Raw genomic sequence first — 5950 nt, 5'->3', positions numbered from 1 at the left:
GCTGCCGGACTGCAGGAACATGTAGGCCCCGGAGGTGATCGCCTCGGGGAACGTCGTGCTCAGGGTCCCTTGCAATGTGTTGCCCTCCAGCCCCAGCACGTTGTTGAAAGTGTTGCCGGTGAAGGTGTTGCCGTCTGTGCCGCTGCCATCAGTGTAGGTGTGTCCCAGTTGGCCCCAAAGCGTTATTCCAAATTCATTGCCTTGGAATTGATTATTAAATATGCGGGCCGATGTCGTCCTCAGACCGGCATATCCATTGTCTTTAAAGGTATTTGCTTCAATATGATTACTAGCGCCAAAAGCAGTATTCAGAAAGATGGAGGCGCCATAATGACCATTAGCTTCAAATGTGTTGTTATTTACATACAGCTCACTGGCTCCATTTTCTTCTAACAATAAGCCGTTTTCGATATTCCCGCTGAAGGTAGTGTTTACCAGGGTATCGAGGCCAAAACTGCGGTCTGCACCACCGCTCGAAAAGTGTACGCCGTTACGTTCATTATTGGTAAATTCAGAATCATAAATACTGATGTTTTCAGAGATATTGTTCAAGTAGATCTCTATTCCACTATACCCATTATATTTTGCGGCAATGTTTTTTAGCTCACTGCCCTGGTTATTGATATAGATACCGGTCAAGCGGTTATTGTTGGACACCACATTTCTAAAAGTCGCCGGTTTTAAATTGATATAAATACCGTGTGAATAACTATTAAGAACTACCAGGTTTGATACACTTGCAGTATTATCATCCAAAAATAGCGTGCTGTTACTATACCCGCCATAACGCAGATCAACATAGTCTAAAACTACATTAGCAGACTCATTTTCAATCAACATGCGTCGCCAGTCGCCGGGCTGGGGTTGGGTGGTCCGGCCGTCGCCGTTACTGTCTCCACCAATTGCGTCGTCGTAATTAGAAGTAAAATAGATTCTGTCGGTAGGCGTACCATCCGCCACGAGTGTACCCATTACGCTGAAAGTAACATCGTTGTCAAATTTAATAACGGCTCCAGGTTCGATAGTGAGAGTGCTTAGCTGACCCAACGTAATATTTTGCCGCACGTAGTAGACAGAGTCAGCGTACCAGGTATCGCCATTTGCCGGGTTTGCTGTGATCTCGCGGACCGGCAGTACATCTCCAAATAACCACGGGGAATAATCTACATTGTTGGAAACGATGTCCCCGGTTCCATTGGGATTACTGGAGTTTTGGGGACCGTTTTTATCACCCCAGAAGTTATAATCCGCCACGAGTAATCCCATACCTTCATTGAGTACACCGATAGTAGTGTTCCCTGAAATATTATTATCGCTAATGACGGGCGTCGTAGATCCGGTCTCCACCACACGAATTCCGGTTTCATTTGCACGAATATCATTGTCAGTTATCTCAGGAATAGCGCCGTTATCGATCAAAATTCCAGTACTATTTGTGTCAATAACGGATTCTGTAATTATTGGCGTTGCGTTGATGGGAACCCGAATTCCGCCTTGTGCATTACGTACAATGGTACTTGTTTCAACCTGATAATTCAGCGCCAAGTCAGAAAATATTCCAAAACCACCATTATCTCTGAATGTTGAATTCTGGATCAATGGACTGGATGCCCGCAGGTCGATACCGTGCGCATTACTAAAACGAAACTCACTGTTGGTTATATCGAATCCAAAAGCACCGGTTGTATAGGATACCAACGATCCCCCTGATCCACTGCCTCCGTATTCAAAAACTACGAAATCGATGACCGAGCCAACATTGCTGGTATTGCTAAACCGGATCGTCTGCCAATCGCCGGCAGCAGGTGTACCTGTACTTGACGTAAACAAAATATTATCCGTTGCTGTACCATCGGCTACCAGCGCCCCTTCCACCAACAGAGAGACCCCTGAGTCCATCTGGACAGTAACTCCCGGTTCTATAGTTAGCGTTGCACCTTCAGCTACGGTTACTGTGGTTGAGACCGTTACCGGGCTGTCAGCTATGCCCCAGGTTGTGTTTGTAGTGATATCGGAGCTAACCGTAGTTTGCGCTATAACGGCCGAAGACATGAACAAACTCACAATTAGAATCCAGAAAGAACGCATCGAGATTTTCATAATGAATATTCCTTGTTTGGTTGGCGGCTACCCTGCAGATTAAAATTGTTATTCAGGTAATAAGCCATACTGGTTTAAAAGCCTTAAATTGGGTCATCGAAGCAGATCTGCGGTATGGATTACACCCTCAGAAATGATTAGTACCCCATCTGATTTAGTTAAAAATCAACGTTTGTCTCTGTTTGTGGTGGATTCTAAAGCATATCCTGATGTCCGCCACAGTTGTTAGGGCCAACTAACGCACTCGTTTGGAAAGATGAATGATTAAGGTTGGGTATATTTTTAGAAGTGAGTAATGAGTGGTACCTGTTTCTTAGTGGTGACCACAACTACGCCAAGGCTTTGAAGAGCGTACTCGTTCCGGTATCTCGCGGGGAATCTAAACGTTGATATGATTGGAAAAGTGATCAACGTCCAATGACCTTACCAGATCCTTATCCCGAAAACTTTTCGGGACAGGACGAGATAGAGGCTTTTAACTCATAAGAGCATTATGACACTAGAAATGAATACCAATGATAAGCTGCCCGACGTTGATCAGGTCCATTTCGACCCAGGTTTCGGAATTGTCGGGATTGAAGGTGTCGGTGTTTTTGAACCGGCGCAGTTCTACCAACAGGCCAGGCTCTGTTGAAATAGAGAAATGCTCGTCGATGTGATAAAGGAAGCCAATAAATGGAGAGAGCCCCAATTGGTAATTCCGGCGTGCGCTGCTCGGCACCTTTTCCAGGCCACCGCTGATGTCTCCGCCGGCGTAGAACCGCCAGTTGCCGCTTCGCTTGAACTCTTTATCCAGACCTACTTTCAGATCAAGCTCCAACATACTATTACCACTGGAGTCCATGCGGTAGTTGATGCCCGAGCGAATGGCGGTAGTCGGGTTAACTTTATGCCGGTAGTAAAGTTTATAGGTTTTATCAGACTCTTCCTCAAAAAGGCGAATGCTTTCGGTGGCATTGAACCCGATCTGGTGCTTTAGATAACCATCGGAATCCCCTGCCTGTTGGGCAAAGGATTCCGTAATGATTATCAAACTAAATGCTATAAATAGATGAAATGAACGTGTTATCAAAAGCTCACCCAGTCACCTGTATATGTATGGAAAATAAGTTCAAGCTCTTCAGCAAAACGCTCGTAATAACGGTCAACGGTTTCTGATGAGCCGTCTTTATAAATAATAATAACATTTTCTGCCTCGGCCGAATACTCGAGATCGCCTATTTTGGTGTCTTGGTAGAGAACTTCTGCCGTAACCAGGGAATTGATTTGGTTTTCGGAAGGATCATCAAGTGCGGCCAACGTCCCGATTTCTCCTGAAAAATCAATTGCCAGGTCCTGTGTCAGATTAAAGGTGCCGGTAAGCATCTCGAAATCATCCTCATCCAGGTTATTGTAATCACTGTGGGCAAGAGTAAGTTTGGTGTCTAAACCAGTTACCAATGTGCCGTTGTTATCCACAGTTAAGCTAAACTGGTATTCAGTGTTGCTATTTTTTGCGAACATTATCTGATGGGTGAACGGGGCCGTAAAAATCTCAATATCCAAAGCAGTGGGTATCGGCAAAGCGTTATCCGAGTATGCAATTTCTTTTAAGTCGAATCGAAATATTTCGGTGCCGTCAAGCTCTACCTTGGTACTAAGACTGGTAGGCAGATAGAAGCCATCGCCATCAATTACAACAGCCGTATCATCATATTCACTCAAGGTAACAGTTACATCATTGGAGTTGCTTGAACTTGAGGATGGAAAATGTAGAACGATTTGACCAGAAGCAGAAGTTTTTGTCCAGGTTTGTGAACCACTGTTCCAGGTATAGGTTCCGGCATGAGCGGCGAAATCAAACCGATGGTTTTCTTCTATCGAAGAGGTATTTATATAACCTTCCAGCTCTGTGAACATATCTTCTGCCCATGCTGCGTCAACCTCTCCCGCATTAGCTTGCAAAAATGTCTCTATTGCTACCGAAAGATCTCCTTTGCCAAGGTCCTCGAGTGCGGAGAGGGCATTGTCGATCGACAATTCTATATGCTCCTTGTCTTCTTCTACCGTTGTTTCCCCACTTCCGTCATCATCACTATCGTCGTTGTCATCCCCGTCGTCATTCTGATCGTCATCATTATCCTGATCGTCATTCGGGTTTTCTACCTGTGGGTCTCCATTGTCCCCACCCGTTCCGCTGTCAGAACAAGAGAAGCCGACGAACATTAACATTACCAGTAAAGTGCAAATACTAAATATTTTAAACTTTTTCATGTCTCTATGATTTGTGTTTAGGTTAGACCGTGACAATTAACTACTCGAGACCCAAAAGAATTTGAGACCATTTGTTGTACCGACAGCAGTTAATTGTTGTGTTAATTTGGGTAATAGAATGCCAAAACCTACTCATTACCTAACGTAGATGAATGATCAAGGTTGGGTATTTTTATAGCACGGACATACGATGATTTGTGTCTATGGTATAGGATTTCTATCATTTTTCCAATTGGTGAATGATCAAATTATGATAACCCAGATACACAATGTGTCATAATTATTGCTCAAGCTTTATAGGGCATCCAGCTAAAATTCCACCAGGCCGAAGGCCAGGCCAAACTTTACAAGCCGGGTGTACGATTTGATCCCTAATTTCTTATTCAGATGTTTTCGATGGGTTTCCACGGTGCTTCGGGAAATAGACAAGCGGTGGGCGATCATCGGGTTGTTGAAGCCATTGGCAAGCAGCTGCAACAACTGGGTTTCTCTGTCAGTGAGTTGGCGGAATTGTGGTAAATGGCGCTTTCTAAACGCCTCCCTGTTCAAAACCTGCTGAATGAGGCGGCTGTCTCGTTGCACTACCTGGTAGCGAATTTGTAGAATATTATCATTGCATATTTGTACTTGCATTCCTTCCGGTCGAACGTATTCATTGATAAAGTTTAACTCATCCCAGCCACCGTCCCGGGATCTCACGGGGAATCGAAGCGTTGATATGATTAGGTTAATGATCAACGTCTAACAACCTTACGAGATCCTGAAGTTCAAGTTCAGGATGACATGATAACTTTTTATCCTCCCCTCAAGACGTAAGGTTTACCATTGTATTAAAGAACTCCACGCTGTTTCACATGTGTGTGATTCAGAATGGAATTAAACCAAAGGCCAGACTGTATTTGATATAATCTGCCTGGCTTTCTATGGCCAGTTTTTTTCGAATACTGCTCCTGTGGTTCTGAATAGTCGCCTGAGATAGTTCCAGCTTTCTCGCAATAGCCCCGGTCTTTAGTCCCATACCTATCAAGGTAAGAACCTCTACCTCCCGCGGGGTCAACATATCAAATCGTGGCTGATATTTGTCTATAAACTGTTGCAGGTTCGAAACTTTCCCGAATAGTTGCTTAACATACTGTGCCGAGTTGCACTCTTCTCCCATACCAATTGAGTTTTTGCATTTCCCGGTTACAGGCCGGCAGTCAAAAGTCACTCCTAAAAGCCCTCTAAGACCATGGCTTGTTTCCCGATGGCTAATCATACTAGTTGGTGTTCCCCCCTATCCATAGCGCGGGAATTAATTCCCGCGCAAGTGATAGAGCATGGTCAGGATATTTGCATTTTTTCATCTGATCACTAACGGTAAACACGTTAATCTAAGAAATAAAACTTTAGCAACAGCTACATGAACGCGTTTAGGGGTTAGATTTTTAACAATTTTAAAATAAGAAAGGCCATGCAAACGCTTGATAATCAATATCTTAGGAGTGTTAATCTTCACAAAAACACCCTGCGTATGCATGACCTCAAAGCCAATTTCGACAAAATTCTACCCATCGTCAATGAAACCTTGGCGGATTTCCTCAATTCTGATCTGGAT

5 protein-coding genes are annotated in these 5950 nt (G+C 44.1%); all 5 read right to left on the bottom strand.

Annotated elements, in window-relative coordinates:
* Positions 1–2100, bottom strand: a 2100-nt coding sequence (locus NC796_RS07305) for a right-handed parallel beta-helix repeat-containing protein (protein WP_310683477.1), incomplete at its 3' end; no start/stop codon positions are given.
* A 499-nt stretch (positions 2101–2599) separates the two neighbouring features.
* On the bottom strand, positions 2600–3133 hold the full coding sequence (locus NC796_RS07300; protein ID WP_310683475.1) for a hypothetical protein: 534 nt from the start codon (positions 3131–3133) through the stop codon (positions 2600–2602).
* 35 nt (positions 3134–3168) lie between these two features.
* Entirely contained in the window at positions 3169–4353 is a 1185-nt protein-coding gene (locus NC796_RS07295) for a hypothetical protein (RefSeq protein WP_310683474.1), read from the bottom strand.
* 309 nt (positions 4354–4662) lie between these two features.
* A complete protein-coding gene (locus NC796_RS07290; protein WP_310683473.1) occupies positions 4663–5052 on the bottom strand; it encodes a LuxR C-terminal-related transcriptional regulator in 390 nt (129 codons plus the stop codon).
* Positions 5053–5218: 166 nt separating this feature from the next.
* Complete coding sequence (locus NC796_RS07285; protein ID WP_310683472.1) at positions 5219–5512, bottom strand: LuxR C-terminal-related transcriptional regulator; 294 nt, start codon at positions 5510–5512, stop codon at positions 5219–5221.
* Positions 5513–5950 lie beyond the last annotated feature (438 nt).

The organism is Aliifodinibius sp. S!AR15-10 (assembly GCF_031569985.1).
Lineage (GTDB): Bacteria > Bacteroidota > Rhodothermia > Balneolales > Balneolaceae > JAMQKA01.
This window is presented reverse-complemented; position numbering and strand designations above follow the sequence as displayed.